The organism is Ignavibacteriales bacterium, assembly GCA_026390595.1.
Lineage (GTDB): Bacteria > Bacteroidota > Ignavibacteria > UBA10030 > UBA10030 > UBA9647.
Map to the genome: position 1 here is coordinate 51072 of JAPLFQ010000022.1, position 21509 is coordinate 72580.

At 52.7% G+C, this 21509-nt stretch carries 21 protein-coding genes; 9 read left to right on the forward strand and 12 right to left on the reverse strand.

Annotated features, from left to right (window positions below; all coding sequences use genetic code 11):
- Positions 1-152 precede the first annotated feature (152 nt).
- From NTU47_11595 to NTU47_11635, 9 genes are all read right to left on the reverse strand, one after another.
- The gene (locus tag NTU47_11595) at positions 153-833 is read right to left on the reverse strand and encodes a lactate utilization protein (protein MCX6134447.1); all 681 of its coding nucleotides are present in this window, start codon (positions 831-833) and stop codon (positions 153-155) included.
- Between the two features lie 247 nt (positions 834-1080).
- On the reverse strand, positions 1081-1560 hold the full coding sequence (locus NTU47_11600) for a peptidylprolyl isomerase (protein ID MCX6134448.1): 480 nt from the start codon (positions 1558-1560) through the stop codon (positions 1081-1083).
- Between the two features lie 207 nt (positions 1561-1767).
- Positions 1768-2457, reverse strand: a complete 690-nt coding sequence (locus NTU47_11605) for an ABC-2 transporter permease (protein ID MCX6134449.1) — start codon at positions 2455-2457, stop codon at positions 1768-1770.
- Complete coding sequence (locus tag NTU47_11610) at positions 2450-3316, reverse strand: ABC transporter ATP-binding protein (GenBank protein ID MCX6134450.1); 867 nt, start codon at positions 3314-3316, stop codon at positions 2450-2452. Before NTU47_11610 ends, NTU47_11605 begins: the two co-directional genes overlap by 8 nt.
- Entirely contained in the window at positions 3316-3690 is a 375-nt protein-coding gene (locus NTU47_11615; GenBank protein MCX6134451.1) for a GntR family transcriptional regulator, read from the reverse strand. The genes NTU47_11610 and NTU47_11615 overlap by 1 nt, the downstream gene beginning before the upstream one ends.
- A 215-nt stretch (positions 3691-3905) precedes the next feature.
- Positions 3906-4598 carry an aspartate/glutamate racemase family protein gene (locus NTU47_11620; GenBank protein MCX6134452.1) on the reverse strand — a complete coding sequence of 231 codons (693 nt, stop codon included), beginning with the start codon at positions 4596-4598 and terminating at the stop codon, positions 3906-3908.
- Positions 4599-4693: 95 nt separating this feature from the next.
- Entirely contained in the window at positions 4694-6034 is a 1341-nt protein-coding gene (locus NTU47_11625) for a dipeptidase (protein ID MCX6134453.1), read from the reverse strand.
- A 140-nt stretch (positions 6035-6174) separates the two neighbouring features.
- Positions 6175-6642 carry an IS200/IS605 family transposase gene (tnpA, locus tag NTU47_11630; protein ID MCX6134454.1) on the reverse strand — a complete coding sequence of 156 codons (468 nt, stop codon included), beginning with the start codon at positions 6640-6642 and terminating at the stop codon, positions 6175-6177.
- Positions 6643-6783: 141 nt separating this feature from the next.
- The gene (locus NTU47_11635) at positions 6784-8967 is read right to left on the reverse strand and encodes a DUF5916 domain-containing protein (GenBank protein ID MCX6134455.1); all 2184 of its coding nucleotides are present in this window, start codon (positions 8965-8967) and stop codon (positions 6784-6786) included.
- Positions 8968-9578: 611 nt separating this feature from the next.
- On the opposite strand from NTU47_11635, the gene NTU47_11640 reads away from it, so the two are divergent.
- The 4 genes from NTU47_11640 to NTU47_11655 all read left to right on the forward strand — a co-directional run bounded on the left by NTU47_11640 (position 9579) and on the right by NTU47_11655 (position 13242).
- On the forward strand, positions 9579-10343 hold the full coding sequence (locus tag NTU47_11640) for a response regulator (GenBank protein MCX6134456.1): 765 nt from the start codon (positions 9579-9581) through the stop codon (positions 10341-10343).
- An 855-nt stretch (positions 10344-11198) separates the two neighbouring features.
- Complete coding sequence (locus tag NTU47_11645; GenBank protein MCX6134457.1) at positions 11199-11651, forward strand: HEAT repeat domain-containing protein; 453 nt, start codon at positions 11199-11201, stop codon at positions 11649-11651.
- Between the two features lie 377 nt (positions 11652-12028).
- Positions 12029-12865, forward strand: a complete 837-nt coding sequence (locus NTU47_11650; GenBank protein MCX6134458.1) for a polysaccharide deacetylase family protein — start codon at positions 12029-12031, stop codon at positions 12863-12865.
- Between the two features lie 8 nt (positions 12866-12873).
- Positions 12874-13242, forward strand: a complete 369-nt coding sequence (locus NTU47_11655) for an HsmA family protein (protein ID MCX6134459.1) — start codon at positions 12874-12876, stop codon at positions 13240-13242.
- Positions 13243-13292: 50 nt separating this feature from the next.
- Here NTU47_11655 and NTU47_11660 read toward each other — a convergent pair whose 3' ends face one another.
- The 3 genes from NTU47_11660 to NTU47_11670 all read right to left on the reverse strand — a co-directional run bounded on the left by NTU47_11660 (position 13293) and on the right by NTU47_11670 (position 18605).
- Entirely contained in the window at positions 13293-15224 is a 1932-nt protein-coding gene (locus NTU47_11660) for an AMP-binding protein (protein ID MCX6134460.1), read from the reverse strand.
- A gap of 230 nt (positions 15225-15454) precedes the next feature.
- Complete coding sequence (locus tag NTU47_11665) at positions 15455-17353, reverse strand: ABC-F family ATP-binding cassette domain-containing protein (protein MCX6134461.1); 1899 nt, start codon at positions 17351-17353, stop codon at positions 15455-15457.
- Between the two features lie 283 nt (positions 17354-17636).
- Complete coding sequence (locus tag NTU47_11670) at positions 17637-18605, reverse strand: T9SS type A sorting domain-containing protein (GenBank protein ID MCX6134462.1); 969 nt, start codon at positions 18603-18605, stop codon at positions 17637-17639.
- Positions 18606-18865: 260 nt separating this feature from the next.
- Between NTU47_11670 and NTU47_11675 the strand changes: the two genes are divergently transcribed.
- The 5 genes from NTU47_11675 to NTU47_11695 all read left to right on the forward strand — a co-directional run bounded on the left by NTU47_11675 (position 18866) and on the right by NTU47_11695 (position 21398).
- Positions 18866-19354: an asparaginase domain-containing protein gene (locus NTU47_11675; protein MCX6134463.1), complete on the forward strand. Its 489-nt coding sequence runs from the start codon at positions 18866-18868 to the stop codon at positions 19352-19354.
- A gap of 17 nt (positions 19355-19371) precedes the next feature.
- Complete coding sequence (locus NTU47_11680) at positions 19372-19977, forward strand: sigma-70 family RNA polymerase sigma factor (protein ID MCX6134464.1); 606 nt, start codon at positions 19372-19374, stop codon at positions 19975-19977.
- The gene (locus NTU47_11685) at positions 19974-20213 is read left to right on the forward strand and encodes a hypothetical protein (protein ID MCX6134465.1); all 240 of its coding nucleotides are present in this window, start codon (positions 19974-19976) and stop codon (positions 20211-20213) included. Before NTU47_11680 ends, NTU47_11685 begins: the two co-directional genes overlap by 4 nt.
- 145 nt (positions 20214-20358) lie before the next feature.
- Positions 20359-20565 carry a DUF2892 domain-containing protein gene (locus tag NTU47_11690; protein ID MCX6134466.1) on the forward strand — a complete coding sequence of 69 codons (207 nt, stop codon included), beginning with the start codon at positions 20359-20361 and terminating at the stop codon, positions 20563-20565.
- Positions 20566-20972: 407 nt separating this feature from the next.
- Positions 20973-21398, forward strand: coding sequence for an OsmC family protein (locus NTU47_11695; GenBank protein ID MCX6134467.1), 426 nt, complete (start codon positions 20973-20975; stop codon positions 21396-21398).
- Positions 21399-21509 lie beyond the last annotated feature (111 nt).

The window sequence follows — 21509 nt, forward strand, 5'->3', positions numbered from 1 at the left end:
GCCTTCTGGATTGGTGCTCTGTTCTCACGTTTTCCGGGCTTCACAATTCGTTATTTCTGGTTCGATAATCACTATCCATACGAAAGAGACGGAGGTTCCGGAGAATATCCAATATCGAACAAATGAATTTCGAATCATGAAGTTTGGTTCTGCTAGTACCCCAGCTCTTCCCCCACGAACACAACCGCCAGCCGATCCTTGACCCGATTGGACTCGATGATTGTGATCTGGCTGCACACGCGTGCTGGCGCAAGACAGTTCGCGTCATCACAGAACCCGGTGCGGGCGCATGGCGTGTCGAGGCCGAGTCGTATGCAATTCAGAGGTGCTGCAATCTCTCGTATGCGTGTGATGCCGTCTTCCACGCTTTGGACGATCTTGTTCACTCCCACCATGATGATGACCTTTTTGGGACCGAAGATCAATCCCGCAACGCGATTCCCACGACCGTCTTCGTTCACAAGCTTTCCGTCGGACGTCACCGCGTTGCAGCTCATGAGCTGGATATCGGCTGTCATTCCACGAGCCATCACCGCTTCAACTTCCTCGCTCGAGATGCCTGGACGATAGCGGTCGAGAAGATCGATCTTTTTGTTTCGCAACTCGTCGAGAAGGCCCGACTGCATGATTGTGACCGATCCTCCCAGTGAAACGGAGGCACCTTCCGGTATCATCCGACAAATCTCGGCGACTGCCTCTTTCGTTGTATGGCAGTAAATCCCGTTGATATTTCTTTTCTTCAGCTTCTCAATGACAGACTCGGCTTTCTTCCTGAAGATGATTTCCCGCGGTTTTGTTACGATGTCGTCCATGTTCATCATGACGGTTGCCATACAACCTCCTTTGGTCTCTGAACAGATCTCCCGGCCCGGAGAATGTAAGATCTTTTTCTTGAAACGTCATCAGATTGATTTCGTGCTCGGAAGACGATAGTCGGCTTGTTTATCAGATTTGGGAATCGATAGAACATAACGAGGTAAGAAGGAAGAAGCAGTTCTTCGACAGATGATCTGTCGAAGAGGATTCGTGTCTCACAGCTGACCTGTCGGACAGGATGACATCCTGTCCGACAAGTATTTTCTAGTGATGCCCACCCGCTCCATGTGCGTGCCCGTGGTCGAGTTCATCGGAGTTCGCCTCGCGTACGCCGACGACGATAACATCGAAGTTGAGCGTCTTCCCCGCAAGCGGATGGTTCGCATCAACCGTAACCGTTTCATCCTCGACTTTTGTTACAGTAACGATCTTCTCTCCCACGTTACTGTGGACGCTGAACTCCATGCCGACTTGTATTTCCTCCACACCGCTGAACTGTGCTTTCGGGATGATCAGGATTTTCGACTCTTCCCAGATACCGTAAGCATCTTCCGGAGGAATGGAGACATTGATCGATTCGCCGGCTGATTTTCCCTCGAGCGATGCCTCGAGTCCGGGTATGATATTTCCCTGGCCGTGAAGATACGTCAACGGCTCCTGCCCTTCAGAGCTTTCGATGAGGCCGCCGGTATCATCCTTGAGCGTATAGTTGATTGTCACGACTGAGTTCTTCTGAATGGTCATGCGAAGTCCTTTTTCTGGATTGGAGGAAATTGACCGTTCAAGATAAGAAGAACAAGGGAAATCAGAAAGCGATTTTTGGAAACTGCGGAATGATATGAAGGGATGATTCCTACGCGATGTAATTGCAGCATGAGATGTTCGATGCCGGGATTCCGATAGACCTCGAATTGAGAAGGTCAGCCACTGAACGTGGTCTGAGACCCACCCTCACAATTCCCTTCTACCGTAGAGCCAGACTGATAACCGCCAGGAGATCGACAGGGCGATGCATATGACGACTACCGAAAAGAACATCCACCGCTCCAACCCCAGGAAGAAGCCTGTATACAATGAAAAGCGAAGCAGTTGTTTGACCACCGTTGACCACGCGAATATCAAGGCAAGATATCCCAGGAGGATTCTCCACAGCGACCCGTAGCGAATGATCAGCGGAACCGCAAGAGAGATCATAATGGTGAGTGTGAGCGCGCGTGCGATGAGCGAATGTTCCAGTGCATATCCTGAGTCCACCTGAGTGGTCAGGTCGTGGACAATCCTTCCCGGGAATCTTCGCACCCACGGGCCCAGGCGAGAGTTTGTTGATTGGACCGCCACTCCGTACGCGATATTTGCGATACCAATCAGGAAGATCGCGATGTACCTCGCCGAGACGATCTTCGCGTGACTCAACGGAAGGCTGCGATATATGATCTGTCCTTTGTTTTGATCTTCCCTCAGGAACAAAGCGAGCACCATGACTGACGTTATGGCGAGGCCCATTCCGATGCCTCCGGGACCGTAGCCCCATCCGAGCATGTCAATCCGCGCCAGAAGCAAGTACAATAGATTCGAGATTACAAACAAGGAGAAGAACAGGACGGCATTTAGTTTGAAATCATTCGCGACAAGCCTACGCATGGTTTCCTCCCGCGTGCATATAGTACAATAGATCTTCCAGGGTTGGGTGCTCAATGATCACGCTGCCCGCCAGAAGTTGCCGTACTTTCGGAACGTCGGATGTCAGGGCCTCAAAACCGTGCGGATGCTTTCTCCACCCTTTGAAAAGCGCCTTGTTTTCCTGTGTGATGAAATCTTCGCGCCCCTTGACCACTCCCCACTTTTCCTGTATCTCGTCCTTCCATAGAGAACAGAGAATCTCGCCGTTGTCGATGATGACCGTGTAGTCAGCCGCGCGGTCGAGATCGGAGGTGATATGCGTCGAAAAGAGGACTGATTTCTCCTCGTCCTGGATGATCTCTGTGAGCATGTCGAGGAACTCCCTTCGAAACAGCGGATCGAGTCCCGCCGTAGGTTCGTCCAGAACGATCAAATCAGCATCATGCGACAAAGCGAGGGCGAGGGCAAACTTCGTCTTCATCCCTTTGGAGAGCGACATGAACTTCTTCCTCGGAGATAATCCGAAGCGGTCAAGCAGCGACGAGAATTTCTTGCCGTCCCACTTTGAATAGAATGGACCGATGCCACTCATCAGCGTTTGCAGGTCCTGATCTTCGTAGAAATACGGCGTGTCGTAGACGAAACCGATACGGTCTTTTATTTCAACATCGTGCTCGAGGTTATCAAGACCGAATACCCTGATCGTCCCGCCTTGTTTCGTGATCAGGTTCATGATGAGTTTGATGATCGTCGTCTTCCCCGCTCCGTTCGGCCCGACAAGTCCGGTGATGTAGCCCTTCGGGATACCGAATGAGACATCTTTGAGCCGGAATCCGGTGTACCCTTTGGCGAGCGAATCCACTTCAATGACGTTTTCCATTAGTCTTCCTTCAGGAGCAATGAGAGCATCCGTTCGAGTTCTTTGGGTTTGACGCCGAGCATGTTTGCTGCTTCTATTGCTTCTGCGAGCTTAGATTCGAGAAGTTTGAGTTTCTTTTCTTTCAGAAAGTTTTTGTTCTTTGCCGAAATAAACGTCCCCTTCCCCGCGACCGAGGATATGAGTCCCTCCTTCTCCAGATCGTCATAGGCGCGTTTCGTTGTGATGACACTGATCTGCAGATCCATCGCGAGTTTCCGGATGGATGGGAGTGCTTCACCGTCGCCGAGAGCTCCCGTGACGATCTGACGCTTGATCTCGTTCTTTATCTGCTCGTAGATCGGATCAGGGGAGGAATTTGAAATAAGGATTTTCATGTACGTTGTGGACGCGCGGCGATGATGGGATTCGATGACTGTATATACTGTATATAAGATATATATACAGTTAACAAATGTCAAGAAGAAAGTGAATCCTCTTTCTGGGGGGCTACAACGAAGAGAGAACCAAGGGGCTTTGAGTGGCCTAACGAAGGCGGAGAAACCGCCCGCTCTCATCGGGAGCGGTGCTCCCGATGAGTACTGCGGCGAGTTTAGTCGGAAAGTGCGAAATCGACAGCAGCCAGCGAATGAATGTGCGTCGTATCAAAGACCGGGAGGTCCGTATCTTCCTGCTTAACCAGAAGCGGTATCTCGGTGCAGCCAAGAATGACACCTTCAGCACCATGGGTCTTGAGTTTCTTGATGATTTCAAGAAATCCCGCTTTGCTTTTCGGCAGGAAGAGATTTTTCACCAGTTCGTCATTGATGGTCCGCTGAATGAAGTCCCTCTCCTCTTTCTCCGGAACCAGGACCTCGATGCCGGCATCGTTCAATTTCTTCTTGTAGAATTCCCGTTCCATGGTCATCCTGGTCCCCAGGAGCCCTATCTTCTTCATCGATTTCGCCCGGATTTGCTTCGCTGTCGCCTCCACGATGTGAATCAAAGGAACCGGAACCGCCGCCTGGACGCGTTCGGCGTGCATGTGCATCGTGTTTGCGCACAGGAGGATGCAATCGGCACCAATGCTCACGAGCTTTTTCGACGCGTCCGTGAGCAATGCGCCCACACCATCGATATCCCCCTTTGCGTGGAACGCATCAATTTCTCCGAAATCCACTGAATAGAGAACGATCTTCGCGGTATTCTGGCCGCCGCGGCGGGCGTTCACTTCAAGATTGATGAAGCGGTAATAGTCGATCGTAGAAATCCAGCCAGTCCCTCCAACCAATCCAATTGTCTTCATCGAATGATCTCCTTCCAATCTTGGAACTTATTTCAGCGGCGAGCCGTCAGCGTTCAGCCATCAGCGCAGAACACCAGCAACTTGAAACTCAAAACTCACCTGCTTCCAGATTGAATTTCCTTCGCTACGCGTTCGACATCTCTCCACACGCGAAGCAGGTTCCCTCCCCAGATCTTATCAATGTCTTCCTCCGTGTAGCCGCGCTTCACCAACTCCGTCGTGATGTTCATTGCTTCGCCCGCATCGTTGAATCCCGTCACCCCTCCGCCGCCATCAAAATCAGTTCCGATCCCGACATGATCCACGCCGATGACCCTTACGACATGATCGATGTGGTCGACCATATCCTGGACCGTTACGAGCGATCTCGGGTATTTTGTATCGAGCCCCCGGATCTTCTCCCTGAACTTCGCGCGTTGTTCCTCACTGAGAGCCTGCATCGCCTTGCGGGCTGCGTCGCCGCGACCTTCGGGAATGCCGTACTCCTTACGAATGGAATCTTGTGCAGCAGAGCGTCCCGGCGGATCCACCCGCGTCTTGATGTAATCGGCCAGGGAAACCACCTGCACGACGCCGCCATTCTTTCTTATTGCCAGCAGCGATTCATCATCCAGGTTCCGAAGATGCTGATTGACAGCGCTTGCACCGGAGTGCGATGCGATAACCGGAGCCTTTGAGAGCGCGATCGCTGCGAGAGTTGCCTTTTTCGACGTATGAGACACATCGACCATCATGCCGAGCCTGTTCATTTCTCGAACAACATTTTTGCCGAAGTCGCTCAGTCCTCCGTACTCTTCGTTCGGCTGGCCGTCCCGCGGCGTTGAAGAGTCGCAAATTTGATTGTGCGCAGTGTGGGTCAGCGTGATATACCGAGCCCCCTTGTCGTAGAACTCCTTTATTCTCCCCAGATCGGCTGCAGCCGGGTAACCATTCTCCATGCCAATGCAGGCAACCAGTTTGCCACTCTTGTGAATGCGGAGAACATCGGCAGCCGTGTATGCGATCTCGACCAGCTCGGGATACCGCTGAGGGAGCCGTCGTATCGCATCGAAGAGAGCGATTGCCGTCTTATAGGCCGCCTCGTAGGATGCAGCCGAACGGTCGCCAACGCTTGTGAAAACGGCGAAGAATTCAGCATCAAGTCCTCCTTTTTTCATTTTGAAAAGGGTGACCTGTCGTTTGTTCTCCGGGCTTGCCTCATCATCCCCCTCCGCTCCAAAATTGCCGGATATGTCGTCGTGCGTATCCATTGTAAGAGCCCGTTCATGGATTCCTGCGGCCAATGCCCTCAGCTCCGCTTCAGGGATAGATTTCGCCTGACGCTGCAGCGTTCCTGTGGAAGAACAGCCGGAGAAAAACAGAACCAGTACTGGTAGAATGACGACCCCTAGCAAAACTCGGCGGAAAACAACGACGAACAAACGGTGTTTGGTCATGGCGGTCTGGAATTGAAGTGATTGTTCCGGTGCGAATCTGGATTTCATGATAAACGGAGTCAATCTACGAAGGTTTCTGAGAAAAGAAAGGGGCGGCGGAGAATTGTCGTTACCCGGAGCAGGATGGTGTCCCTCGGGACTCAAGCCGGGCTGGCAGCCCAGATTGTTCCGAGGCTGAAGTGCATTTGGTGCAACGTGAAAATGCGTTGTTGTTCTTCAAGAAATGTCAGAGTTCGGTGGTATTCCTTCTGCGCTTCGATAAATTGTTCCACATCCTTGACGAGCGAATTCGCCGTTGAGATCGCCGTGTAAGCTTTTTGCCAAGCGAACTTTGAAATAATGAAATCGTTGCTATTGACCCAGTGAGAAGATTCACCCTTGATGTTTTTGAGTATGTCCTTCACCGCGTAATTCGGATTGAGGAGGAAAAGAAGGTGGAGATGGTCTGAAGTTCCGTTGATACTTTGAAGGAGGCAATGGAAGTCATTTTCAAGATGGTCTTTGACATGGGCATGGAGCTTGGGTTCAAACGATGCATCGATAAGGGGCATGCGGTTCTTGGTGCAGAAGAAGGTGTGAATCCAGATTTTGGTGAGGGAGGAGGACATGGTGGGGAGCTGCAAACCGGGTCTGCATTGAAGAAAGAATGGTCTAAACGGTACACCAGAGTGTGGGATAAATCTACATCATCCGAGAAGATGAATCAACCCCTCCCGCCTTACTATCGCTTGACAAAAAAGAACCCCCCCTCACATCCGCCACAAGTATGACATCTTGAAGAAGAACCCGCGCTGTGATTCCAGAAACCGGTCACTGCTCACATAGCTGCCACGCGTGTTATCCCATTCCACTCTCTCGTAGAGCGAACCATAACCGGCATGTGCAACGGTGCCGGGAATGTACGTGAACGAAGCAAGGAAATCAGTCAGCATCCTCCCCCGGTACTTGTTGTACTCGAGAATTCCCCGGAAGAAGAGGTACTTGTTCATCTGATAGGTGATCTTCGCGCGCGCGATAGGATACTCGTAGACTTTTTCCGAGTTCGATGCGCGATAGAAATCAGAGTACACAAAGCTCACGTTGGTCTCGAGGTTCGCCGTGGGCTGATAAATGACCGCCGCTGAAGCCCGGCTGCTTCTTCCCTGATACGGTGTCGAAGAATAATAGATCGCACTCCCGGCTCGGAACGAAAGAGAGGTGCGCACTTGCTTCGTCACCAACCCGCTGACAGAAGCCTGCCCCCCCCCGGTGTTGAATGATTCGCCCGCGAAAATCTCCGTCGCATACGCATAGAGGAGCGTCGCGTTCATCGCACCGAGAAATGCGGGACGTATGGCAACGTGGTTGTAGGTCTCCCACATGCGGGCAAACTTGTCCCTCGTTTGGGCCGATACCAACTCAAACGAAATCCGCTGGAACATGCTTCCCTGAGGATAGATCTTCGGCCGAACCATTCCGGACAATCCGAGGAGGCCTGTTCGGGTGACATAACCCGATTCGGTAGCAAAATCTTCAGAAATCGTATTGGCACTCAGCGAGAAGTCCAGATCCCGCGTCCCGTGCGAAAAATCCGCGCTGACCGAATATCCCGGCGCCTGCTTCGTCGCTGCATCAAGTTTCGTCGCCGAATACAGTCCATTGAATTGAACCATGCTCGCCTGCGTCGCCCTCAGCATTCCATCAACTCCCAGCACACGATTATAACGATCCTTGAGCTCCCGGCCGGCGTAGATTGCTCCGAGATAGCTGTCCTCTGCCAACGACCGCTTATACCGGAAAATCGGAAAATGGGAATAGTCGCCCGAAAGCGTCCGCTCATCAGATGGGACCTCATCCATAACGTACAACGAGGCGATGGTGTTTTTTGCATCGATCTTGCCCGAGAGCTTTCCGCCCACGAGCGGATTCACCATCATCCTTGTATGAACAACTGAGACAACAGGGTCAATCGCCGACATTTGTGTAGCGGCAACATTGTAGATTTCGCTTCCCTCGAGGAAGAACGGCCTTTTCTCCGGATAGAACAATGCAGAGCGCAGATTCACGTCTACCTGCCCCGCATCCGCCTCGACCTGGCTGAAATCGGGATTATATGTCCCGTCGAGGATGAGATCAGAGGTGAGCCCATAGGTAGCAGTGAGACTGAAGTCCCCTTTGTTCTCGTCGACGATGAGCTTCCCTGCGTCCAGCTTGTATTTCTGGCTGTACGTCACTGCAGGAAGAATATCAAGGAGGGAAAAGTGCTTCACATCCGGATAGAGCAACGGAGTCATCTGAGGAAGGAAATTCATTCCTTTTGCGGGATTGAGCTCCGGATACGAGGAATGCTCGGAGAGCCGCGTGATGTATCGCTCGAAGAAGACCGACATTTGAACAGGATTCGTTTCGGAATATCGTATGCTTCTCAGCGGGATCTGCATTTCTATGGTGTAGCCATCGGGGGTCTTCTGTCCTGCACTGTACCAAACTATGTCAGCGCTGAAATCTTCACGTCCGGCCGCGAAGCGGCTGTCCATTTGGATACCATCCGGATTGACGTAGAACGCATACAGCGATTGCTGATCGTTGAAGGAATCGAGATTGATGCAAACCCAATCGTCCGACCCCACATTGTCGCGACTGCTGACGACGCTCTTGATCTTGTCGGGCTCCCCGTCGAAACACCGAAATGCAAAATAGAGGTTCTCGCTGTCGTACGCCATATAGCCGATCGTTTTGCCCGACCCGTCACGTCCGAAATCCGGAGCGAAGGTCTTGAAATTCGTGACGCTGGGACACACCTGCCAGATGGCATCATCCAGCCTCCCATCGATGATCGGAGGTGTATCGGTTCGCAGAGGCCTCAGTATCTCCTTGGCTGAGAGGGTGCTGAAGATACACGCGACCAAGAGACACCCGCTTGCCACTGTGAACCGCTGAATCGGAGTCTTCATTACTTCCCCTTTACGGAGTCTGTGTCAATTGTGATTGATTTGACGCGCGCGAAGGTACCGGTTTCTTTTGCCCGAGCTATGGTTCTGACGGCCCCGGGAGCCAGGTAGATTGCCGGTTGTGGCGAAATTCCGCAGGTGATCGAATAGTGCTGAAGAATCAAACCAGAAAACATGTGCAACCCGCCCGGATTTGTCCCTTTTCCGACAAGACTGATCGATATCGACCAGCGTGACTCATGGCACAGCAGGAGAATTGGCGGCAAGCTATCATTGGATAACACCGTTCGATTTACTAACGGTATCTGGCGCTACTTGTTGCATCAACACAAACGAATACTCGCTTGTCCTGCAATTTGGAAGCGCTCGACGCAGGCGACCGGCTTGGTTGACTTTGGCTGCAGGGAGCTTCGGGTTTTGCAGGTACCTGAATCGGGACAATAGACTCGGTTTTCACCCACAGTCTTGTATTAGCTAGGGATGAAGAAGTCCTGCAACCAATTGATTTGCAATGAGATACAGGTTGGTGACGTCGGGCACTGCGCTTCCCGCTGATTCCTGCTAATATTGTGCTGGATTCTTGAAGTTGAAAGCGCGAACTTGAAACAACCACTATGGATGAATCAACTAAAATAAGAGCCCTGGTCGCCGAGGATGAAGAGTCTTTCCTCCGTGTCCTCACCACCGTGCTCGAATCGACGAAGCGCTTTGAGGTGTATCCTTGCGAGTCGGGTGATGAAGCGGTAGAGACGCTCAAGAGGTCTCATTTCGACATTATCATCCTCGATCATAAGATGCCGGGCATGACCGGGCTGAACGTTCTTCAGTGGCTGCACGAGCAAAAATCGGAAATACCGGTCATCATGCTCACCGGCGCCGGATCAGAGAACATCGCTGTCGAGTCAATGAAGCTGGGCGCCTACGACTATCTGAGGAAGGATCAGTTCGACAAGACGCACTTTCCGATCTTCGTCAACGGTGTATACGAGAGGTACCTTTTCAGAAAAGAAAAGGAACAGCTTGAAGCCACCGCACGCGAACGGGAAAAGAACCTGGCTGCTCTTGGCCAGATCATCAATTCCGTAACTTCACTTTCTGAGATTGTTCAAATGGCGATTGCGAAGGTGGCGTTCCTGACCGACGAAAGTGAACACCTTCTCCGCTCGCACGTTCAGGCAGGCGGAAAGGAAAAACTCGATCACTATTTCCGGCAACTCCGTGAAGAACTCGAAACGCTCGCTTACGCGAGCAAGTCGATGGTTGGCGTTCCGAGCTCCCCTGGCGTGACTTCATCGAATGACAAGCACAAGCCCGCAACGGACAGATCCGATCTCCCGCAGAAGGAGACAGTGTCGCTGAAGTCGACCCCCAATCGATAGCGCAGCCGACCCTGTTCAGTCCTACCCCCCAGTACGCGGTTCCTGCACCTGCTTCATTGAAACTCTCTCTTCCCTCCACTTTCCGCGCCTATGCGGCTTTGCCTCGAACAGGACTATCCCATCTTTACTTTGGTAGCCTGGTGCGCTGCGAACTATCCGTTCCGACTGAGCTACGAAGTTGAGATAGAATAAGCGCCGCCCCACAACCAAGCCAAGACCTGACAGGGATCGTCATATCTCAGGACAACGGCGGAGGGGATAACAGGCGGAGCAACAATCCGAGGACCACGATAAGGAAAGAAGCCAGGAGGGAGATAATCACTTCATTCCGCCCGAGTTGATCGAGCTTGACCACTTCTGCTTCAAGAAATGTTCAGACCAAGAGGTATCGGGAGAGTTCCATGACACGCACTTTCCCGTTGTGCGTTCGTCACTTTGATGACATTCCCGCACTCACCGCACACGTAGACAAATCGCGTCAATCTGTAGGATTTATATCGAATCACCCAGGCCCATTCGAGTCGCTTGGAACAGCGAGCGCAAACAAGCTCAATTTTGACCTTTTCAACGCGGGAGTCCATTCGTGAGCAAATGCCTGCAATTCTAGGGGTTTATGGGGGTTCTTGCAGAGTCGCTGGCAGCATTCCGGCTTCTGTATCTAAGACGTTATGAAGTCCCTGAGGGTTCCCCCCAAAAAGGACCGCTCGTCCCCGATTGAGGGCTGTTCACGTCAGCCTGAACACCATTGGAGGAAATGTCAGAACACGGAGAGAGTGAAGGCGTATCCACTCCTGAACGCACCTGGTATCTTGACACTCGGGCCACCAAATTACAACCATCGTTACGGAGGATGCAATGAAGCGGAGCGGAAAGGTTTTCGGAGTGATTGCACTGGCTATCATTCTGGCCCTGCCAGCAACGGCAAGTGACGTGAAGAAAGAAATTGGTGAGGCAAAATATGATCTCGCCGTCCAGAATCTGCTCAAGGGCGTGTCGAGCACAAACGACGGTTTGCGCCGAAGTTCGATTTATCAGCTGGGCGAACTGGAAGCTCAGGACGCAGTGATCCCCCTGATGAGAGTTCTGCGGTCCTGTACCGATGTACGATGTCGGGTTGCTGCAGCATGGGCGCTGTGCAAAATCGGCGACGACCGTGGAGTCTATGCGGTGAAGCAGGCCGTGCGATTCGACGACAACCCGAAGGTCCAGCTCCACAGCGCGTGGTATTATAATCTGTATGTGTCGGAGGGAACATTTGCCTTCATTCCTTCTGTCAGCGCCCCAACACAGATTGCAGAGAATCGCTAGGTTCTTCGTTCTATTGCATCCCGAGGTCATGAGTTCCGGCGGGTGAGCAACGCATGCTCACCCGCTTGTCTTGTACGTCCAGCAGGCGACGTCGCAGACCCCCGCCACACCCATACCACCTGTCACACCCGAACCTGCGCACCTCCGACGCATCAATGTCTGCACACACATCAAGAGATCCTTCACCTGTTCGCGCCGGATGCAATAACAACAGGGCAAGGTTTTTCCAGAATTATTTGGTATACTCTCCTGTCCGAACGAGGGACTTGTTGTCTTCTTGCAGACTAGAAGAGAGACCTTCTCGTTGCGTAACTCGATGCACTTGTTCTCTCCACGCACATCCGAATTTCCTATTTGCAAAGTACACCGCACCTGTCATGCATAGAAACTGGATTCACGGGGTCATTGCTCTTGCCACCGCCGCATCGTTCTTCATGCTGTCACTGCATGGAACAAAACAAAGGGTGGAAGTCACACTGCCCTTTCAGCCGGAGGGTCCTCCCGTCGATCGAGTGGCCAGCACTGACAGCCTCACGATTCCTCTTCTCGCAACCGCGAAACCATCCGGGACTATTCAACCAATTGCTCCGGTCGTGATTCTCCACGGCCCCCGGGATCTCAAAGTGATTGCCCTGACGTTCGACGCTTGCTCCACCACGCTGCCGAGCCGCTACGATGAGCGAATCACAAACATCCTGATTGAAACGAAGACTCCAGCGACGCTTTTCCTTGGCGGCAAATGGATGGAAGAAGAACCGGAGCATACACGACAGCTCGCCTCCCATCCTCAGTTCGAGCTGGCCAATCACACCTATCAACATCCGCATCTGAATACGATGTCGGACGACAGCATCCGCCACGAGCTCCAGCGAACGCAGGACGTCATGGATTCGCTTACGGGCAAACGGCCCACGCTCTTTCGACCTCCGTATGGTGAATACAACGACAGGGTCGTGCGTGTTGCGGCGGAGCTCGGACTCAAGACCATCCAGTTTGACCTCGCCTCGGGTGATCCGGATCCCGGCTTTACGAAAGAGAAGCTGATCAGCTACGTGACGTCGATGGCGAAGAACGGTTCCATCGTCGTCATGCATATCAACAGGCGGGGATGGCACACTGCCGAAGCGCTGCCGGAGATCATTGCCCGGCTTCGCGGGCGCGGATTCACGTTCGAGACTGTCTCCGAAATGATATCACAGACAAATCAAAGGTGAATGAACACATGACTGTCGCCTCCATCCTCATTACGCTCGCACTCGTCTTCTATTCCCTGGGGGTCTGGTCCGAACGTCTTGTACGCTACCTTAAACCATGGCACGTAGCCGCGTTTTGGACCGGATTCCTGTTCGACGTCTCCGGAACCTGGGCGATGCATCGAATGGCCCAGGGGCCCTTCGATCTGACCGCCCCTCACACGTTGACCGGGCAGATCGCCCTTATACTTATGCTCTCGCACGCGTTGTGGGCTACATACGTCAGCTTGAAGGGAACCGAAAGCAGCAGATCAGGCTTTCATCGGTTCAGCATGATCGTCTGGCTGATATGGCTGATACCGTATTTCGGCGGGATGTACATGGGGATGCACAGGTAGCATACTCATGAGAAGATTTGTTCTGCGAACGGGACCTTCTTTGTTCCGTCTTACTTCTTGCCTTCTTCGAATCGCTTGACGATGTTCTTGTTCTGATGATTGCAGAAGTCCTTTCCTTCAGGCGTCAACGCGTACTCGATACGGTTCTGATAGAACTCTGAAATACGCCCGCGCACAATCTTCATCGTACTGTTCATCAATCGGTTCTGCTCCGTAAATCCCTCACCAAGAACTGCGACCGCTGCAGGGAGCCATCGCTCAGGGAACATGCCGGCGCTTTTATTCCCTTCCCGGTACCGGTTGATCTCCGATTCCAGCAGCCGCAACGCAGCCGTCTGCCCTTCGTCGGTGTGGCAGGAAAGATGCTTGTGTTTCAAATAGCCGAGAACCGCTTCTTTGTTCGGGACTATGAGCCCAACAGTGTACGACGATTGATTGTTGTACAGCATGACCTGTTCGATGAAGGGCGAATGGGCAACGATCGTTTCTTCGATTCCTTCCGGACTGTACTTCTCGCCGTCGTGGCCGATGAGAACACTCTTCTCACGCCCCAGGACAAAGAGGAATCCATCCGCATCCAGGTAGCCGATGTCGCCCGTGAAGAGCCATTCATCGCGGAGGGTTTCTCGCGTTGCGCGCTCGTTGTTCCAGTACCCCGCCATCACGTTTTCGCCCCGGACAACAATCTCCCCCTTCTGTCCAACAGGCAGAGCATTTCCCTGATCGTCACAGATCTTAACGTCGATACGCGGGAGCACCGTGCCGGAAGAACCGAATTTGTGCTTCGTCGGAGTGTCGCAGGAGACAACGGGTGCGGCCTCACTCAAGCCGTAGCCTTGATACATCGGGAGGCCGATAGCATTAAAGAACCGCTGCAGTTCGACGTCGAGGTGCGCCGCGCCACCAACGAAGTAATCCAGCCGGCCGCCAAAGCTCGCACGGATCTTTCTGAAGATGAGCGTTTCACAAAGAGTGTAGAGCGGATGTATCGGCTTGCCGACATCCTTCCCGCCATTGTAGCCGTCACCGTAATGTGCGTACGCGATTTCCAATCCTTTCCGGTACAGATTCCAGACCAGCTTTCCCTTCTCGCTGATTCCTTTTTCTATGTTCTTTCTGAAGTTTTTGGCCAGAGCGGGTACACTCAGCAAGAATGTCGGCTTGATCTCTTTGATGTTCGTTGGGATGTTCCTGAGTGTCTCCAGCGCAGTCTTCCCCGACTGTATCGAAGCCATACTTGCCCCGATACTCGTCAGCAGATAGATACCCGCGGTGTGACCAAACGAGTGGTCCCATGGGATGATGATAAGCGAACAATACCACTCTGGCTGCGGCAGGTGATCTGAACATTGTTTGACATTCGCCGTGTAGTTGCGGTGCGTCAGCGTGACCCCCTTCGGGTCTGCTGTCGTCCCCGATGTATAGCTGATCGTCGCCGGGTCATGTTCCTGAATAGACTGCCACCGTCGTTCAAGATCAGATCGATGCCGCTTCAGGTATTCCTTTCCACGACTGAGCAGTTCGGGAAACCCTATTTCATCCTCAGCAAGCTGTCCCTGCGGATCAAGCAGGATGATCTTTTCAAGATCCGGCAGGTCGACCCTCATCTTCATGACCTTCTGGGCCTGGTTACCTGAGACGACGACCATTCTGCAACCCGAGTGGGCGAGGCGAAACTTCAAATCCGAGCGCTCCTCGAGCTTGACAGAAAGCGGGACGTTGATGGCCCCGGTGTAGAGGATCCCGAGCTCCGCGATGACCCAGTCGTTTCGCCCTTCGGAGATGAGTCCGAGGCGGTCCCCTTTTTCCAAACCCAGGCTTATCAATCCCGCAGCACATTGATGGACGGATTCCTGAATCTCACGATACGTCGACCCTTTGTACGCGTCTCCTCTTTTCTCCCACATCATTATTTTCTCGGAGAATTTCTGGACACTGTCTTCAAAGAGTCTTGGGATTGTGCGTGGATACGATGCGGACATGACGTTCAGGCCTGTCAATGTTATTGGTGAGGGATGGTGTCGACGAATTCCTTTTCGGTGCGTGCGGAACCGGCGACTGCAATCTATGAAAGAAAATGAAGATGTGCTTGAAGATTGGAGATGGGATTGTCCGCTGTCTCAAGAATGAGAAACGCAACAAGGGTCAATGAATGCGGCAAAAGAAAACGGTCGGGACGAATGCTGTGGAATAATCCGGCGTGTGCGGGAAGTTATTGTTCGGTGCGGACTTTCTCGATTTCGGTCTGGATCGTCTCCCACTGATCGTACGCGTGGGCGAGGTGTTGTTCAATCTCCCTGCGTTCTGCAGATACTTTCTTGGTCTCCGTTCCGTTCTTGTAGAGCTCGGGGTCGAGCATGGCTTCTTCGATCTCTTTGTGCCGAGACTCCAGCTGTGCAATTTCGCGTTCAAGCGTCTCCACACGCTGTTTCAGGGGACGGAGTTTCACTGAGAGCTGCTGTCGTTTCTCCGCTTCGCTCCGCTTTCGCTCCTTGTCGCTCAGTTCGCGTCCTGTCGAGAGTTTCAGCTCGTCCAGCGCAGGCGGTGCAACCGCTCTCTCCTTCTCCTGACGTTTCTTCGCAATGTAATCCGAGATGGTTCCGATATATGTGCGCACCGTCCCGTTCCCCGCTTCGATCACTTTGTTGACAATGGGTTCGAGAAACGCTCGGTCGTGCGAAACAATCAGAAACGTCCCGTCATATCTCGAGAGCGCTTCCTGCAAAACCCTCTTCGATTTCATGTCCAGATGGTTCGTCGGTTCGTCGAGGATCAGAAAATTCGCCGGCTTGAGGAGCATTTTTGCAAGGGCGAGCCGGCTTTTTTCGCCGCCGGAAAGTACAGATACCTTTTTGAACACATCATCATCGTGGAACAAGAAGGAACCAAGGAGCGTGCGCAGCTTCTTCCGTATCTCCCCTTCGGCGATCTCATCCAGAGTATCGAACACGTCACGCGCGGGATCCAGTTCTTCCGCCTGATGCTGGGCGAAGTACGAGAGCGTGACGCTGTGCCCGGGTATCCTCTGGCCTCCATTGAACGATTCCGCGCCTGCAAGAATACGGGAGAGCGTCGATTTACCCGCACCGTTCGGACCGACGACGGCGATTCTGTCCCCCCGTTCGATCTTGTAGTCCAGGCTTTCAAAAACCTCCAGCGCACCATAACTCTTCGAGAGATCTTTCAATTCCATCACGATACGACCGCTCGCCGGGGGCTGCGGGAAATCAAATCGAATTCCGCTCTCCTCGGGCTCGATTTCAATTATTTCGGTCTTCTCCAGCTGCTTAATGCGGCTTTGCACCTGTCGGGCCTTTGTCGCCTTGTAGCGAAACCGGTCGATGAACTCCTGCGTTTCCTTGATCTTCTGCTGCTGGTTCCTGAGGGACTGAACCTTGAGCTCCCTTCTCTTAATATGCTCTTGCTCATAGAAAGAGTAGTTCCCTGCATAGTGCTCCATTTTCCCGAGGCTAAGGGCAAGCGTACGGGAACAGAGGCTGTCGAGAAAAGCCCGGTCGTGCGACACGAGGACGACCGCCCCGTTGTAGTTTCTGAGATATTCTTCAAGCCATTGGAGCGTTTCGAGGTCGAGGTGATTGGTCGGTTCGTCCAGAAGCAGGATTGAAGGTTCGCGGAGAAGCAGTTTCGCGAGCTCAATGCGCATCTGCCAGCCGCCGCTGAATTCTTCCGTCATCCGGTCCAAATCTTTGACGGCAAATCCAAGCCCCATGAGCACTCGCTCCACTTTCGATTTCATACGGAACGCATCCAGGTCTTCGAGTTTGTGCTGCAACTCGCCGTAGATCTCGAGCGTTTCGGCGTATTCTTCAGATTCCGGATTCAGGCGCGTGAGGTTCACCTGAGCTTCTTCAAGCTCCCCCTGCACTTCGAGAACATCTTCAAATGCCGACTCGGCCTCCCTGTAGAGCGTGCGTCCGGAAACAGCGACCCCTTCCTGCGGCAAGTACCCTACGGTGACATAGTGTGCCTTGCTGATGACGCCCGAATCCGGCTGCACAAGCCCGGTGACAATTCTGAGGATTGTGGTCTTCCCAGCGCCATTCGAGCCCACCAAGCCTATGCGGTCGTGGGGACCGATCATGCACGACAGGTCATCAAACAGAACTCGTCCGCCGTACTGGAGCGATATGTGATCAAGTGTGAGGATGGGATTGTGTAAATATGAAAGTAGTGGAGTATTAAGTAGTGAGTATTAAGTGGTTGAGTAGATGAGTTGTGAAAGCAACGAATGCCGCTGCAATCGAATACTGTAATAATATGCAAAAACCTGTGCCTAATATACGAAAATGAGTGATGAAGTTCAGATTGATCATGGTCTGAAAACAAAAAAGCCCCCTCGCGGGGGCTCTGAGATCTCTGAGAGAGACTTCTCGCTATTTCACGAGCTGCATTTTCTTTTCCTGAACAAAATCGCCTGCACGAATCCGGTAAAAATAGACTCCGCTGGAAAGATGTTGTCCATCGAACGTGAAGCTGTGACTCCCCGCACCAAGTTCTGAATCGACCAGCGTGGCGACCTCCCGGCCGAGTGCATCATAAACGACGAGGGAAACGTGCTGTGCCTCCGGGATGGAAAAAGAAATCGTTGTCGAGGGGTTGAAAGGGTTCGGATAATTCGACTCGAGAGCATACCCTGCCGGAGCACCATCCGTTGCCTTGTCGGGATTCAAATTCGCTTCATCGAAAAACTGGCCGATTTCAGGAAGGTCGTTTCCGTCCCACAGCATGAAACGGGCAGCAGCGAGCTTCGCTTTCAGCCCCGCATCCATGCCGGCAAACAGCTTCAGCTTCTCGATTCCCTTCGCGAACGCCTTCTTGTGGTCCGCCGAGAGATCGCCCATATGCTTGAGATACCATCCGGCGACGAGCTTCTTCACGTCCTCCTGCCAGACTTTTCCGGAAGGCTTCGCATCCTTGCCGATCTCCTCCAAAGTAGTCTTGTATTTCAACCCCAGTGGTTTGAGGTCTTTGAGGAGGTCATCGCGCCCGCTCTTGAGGTCTTTGATCTTCCCCACGTACAATTTGACATCAATGATGTTGTTGCTCTTCCAGGCTCTCTTGAGCATCAGAGCATCCTTCTTCCCCTCGGCCTTCATCTGTGAGGCCTGGTCACGGAGCTTGTCAAGACTCTGAAGGTCTTCGGACGACATTGAGTTGTCCAGCCTGGTTTTCATCTCTTTCATCTTCGGGATAATGTTCGTCTGAGCATAATCCCGCAGCTGCTGGAACAGTTCCTTCAACGCGAGCAGCGACTTCTGATTGGCCGGATTCGGCGCTTGTGAGAATGCCGAGGTTGCAGTCATCAACCCGAGCACCAGCGTGACGATGAGAACTTTCTTCATGAATCCTCCTTTGGACAGCCGAGGGGTCCGATTGTCTTCCTTCTGAAACACTTTCTTAGGGACATTCCGTTGAGCCAAGCCCGCAGTATGGACACACGCAGCAGCCGGTCGGTTTAAGACGAACTCCCAACGCCACACAAAGTTGGGCATTTGGTAGCAAATCCGCAAGCGGTTCCACACTCTCTTAGCAATTGTGGCGCGAAAATGCTAAATTTTGCCTGCTTCGTGATCTTATTCAACAAGCTCAATGGCGGAAATGTATGGGAATCAGGGTTTTTGTCACCGGCGGAACCTTCGACAAAGAATACAATGAGCTCGACGGGACGCTCTTTTTCAAAGACACGCACCTCAAAGAGATGCTCGGCCTGGGAAGATGCAAACTCAGCGTTGATATCCGGACTCTCATGATGGTCGACAGTCTTGAGATGACAGACCAGGATCGGCACATCATCGTAGACCAATGTCTGAAGACAACAGAGGACAAGATTGTTATCACGCACGGGACTGATACGATGGAAGTGACTGCAAAGGTGCTCGGCGCGACGGTTCAACAAAAGACGATCGTCCTGACTGGAGCGATGATTCCGTACAAATTTGGAAGCTCAGACGGGCTGTTTAACCTTGGCAGCGCGCTCGCATTCGTCCAGACGCTTCCGCACGGTGTCTATATTGCGATGAACGGGAAATATTTCCAGTGGAACAATGTCCGGAAGAACAAGCAGACCGGACAGTTTGAGGAATTGAAGTAGAGACTCTCCGGACCACTATGATATCTCATCTCACAGACCATGAAGTTATCAAGCGCGCAAAGCAAGGGGACGATCGCGCCTTCACGGAGCTTGTGAAGCGGAATGAGACCCTCGTATACAGTTTCGCATACAAAGTATGCCGTGACAGCGACAAAGCAAGCGAGACGTGGCAGGATACATTTGTCAACGTGTACCGCAAACTCCACCAGTTCGACGGACGGTCGAAGTTCACAACCTGGCTTTATAGCGTCGTGGTCAACAGCTGCCGGATGAAGCGAAGACAGCGGAAACTCGATAAGGCCTCGATTTCGATTGACTCCGCCGAGATGTCGCAAGACCATTCTGATGTCGGCCACGATGTGCAAACAGCTCAGACAATCCCATCGTGGCGGGACACGCCGCTCGACAAGGTGATGGATAAGGAACTCCGATCCCTCCTGGATTCCGCAATTCAAAAACTGCCGTACGACTACCGTCTGGTGTTCTTGCTGCGCGACGTTGAAGGACTCTCAGCCGAGGAAGCGGGCAAGATATTGAAACTGAGCGTGCCGGCGGTGAAATCCCGGCTGCGTCGTGCCAGGGTCTTTCTCCGTGAGCAACTCAACTCCTACATGGCCATATGAAAACACGCACCATGCATTGCCCGGAAATTCTGGACCACATTTGTGAGGAACTCGACACGAAGATCTCCTCTGCGAAGTGCCGGGAAATCAAGCGCCACCTCGCCCAGTGCCCGAATTGCACGGCCTATCTTGACAGCCTGAAGAAGACCATCAGGCTCTACAAGACCTATCCGGACAAGAAAGTCCCTCAAAAAACCCACAAACAGCTTTTCGCCGTGCTCAAAATCAAAGACTAGAGGCGCTCGAAAGGACTCACACGCAAACGCGCTCAGCCGTCAATGCCAGGGCTCTTCTCACCGCGAATCCTTTTTGAGATCCGCGCATCTTACATGGTGAAATCAATTTCACCTATCCCATCACTCAATCTCCGTGGAGAGCAAAATGAAAAAGAACATGGGCAATGCCGACCGCATTATCCGCGTGTTGGCCGCCGTAGTTGTTGCAGCTCTTTATTTCACAGACCAGATTTCCGGAACACTCGCAGCGATCCTGGGGCTTTTTGCCGTGATCTTTGTGGTCACGAGCGCGATGAGTTTCTGCCCATTGTATCTCCCGTTCAAATTCTCAACAAAGAAATCGGACGCCTGAATCGAACGCCGATCGCAAAGGGGAAATCGGGTCATCGGCGATACGAGGCGGCGACATAGCGGATCCGGCTCCCCTTTTCTATTCAATTCAAGAAGATCATTGATGCAAAGAATCCATCGACATACGCCAGCGTGCAGGGAGGTTGCAGCACATCTGCAGGAGGAGCTTGACGCACGGCTTCACTCCCGCGCATGCGGTGAAATCCGCAAACATCTCGCCCGGTGTTCCAATTGCACTGCATACCTGGACAGTCTTCGGAAGACCGTCTTGCTCTACAGGCGTTTCCCCGATCCTCAGGCACCGAGAAGGATGCGGGAGAAGTTGATCGCGGTTCTCGAGCTCCACAGACCCCGGGGCTGAGTCTTCAAACCCCCATTGGTATTCCAGAACGAAAAGGAAGATTTGCTATGACCAAAGAAATAGTGCTGAAACAGGTGGACGGGATTACGTTTGTGGCCAAAGGCAACTCAAGTCATTGGGTGGTGATGGACGGATCACCCGATTTCGGCGGAAGCCTCGGCGGTTCAACGCCAAAAGAGCTGCTTCTTATGGCCCTTGCCGGCTGCACATCATCTGATGTCATTCCGATTTTGAGAAAGAAACGCATTCCGCTGCAACGATACGAAGTCCACGTGAAGGGAATTGAGAGGGAAGAACATCCGAGAATCTTCACGGAGATCCACGTGGAATACGTATTCTACGGAAACGGCATCAGCCCGGCCGACGTTGAACGCGCCATAGAGCTTTCCGACACGAAGTATTGTTCCGTCAGCGCGATCCTCAAAGCAAGCGCACCGATCAAACATACGTATCGTATCGAGCCCGGAATCTGAACCACCGCGCGCCACGCCCCGCAGGCTTCCTAAAGTTGTAACACCTCTGATTATCACTTATATTCCGCCGTGCAAGAAATGGCCGAGCGAGAACCCCCAAGGGTTCCCGCT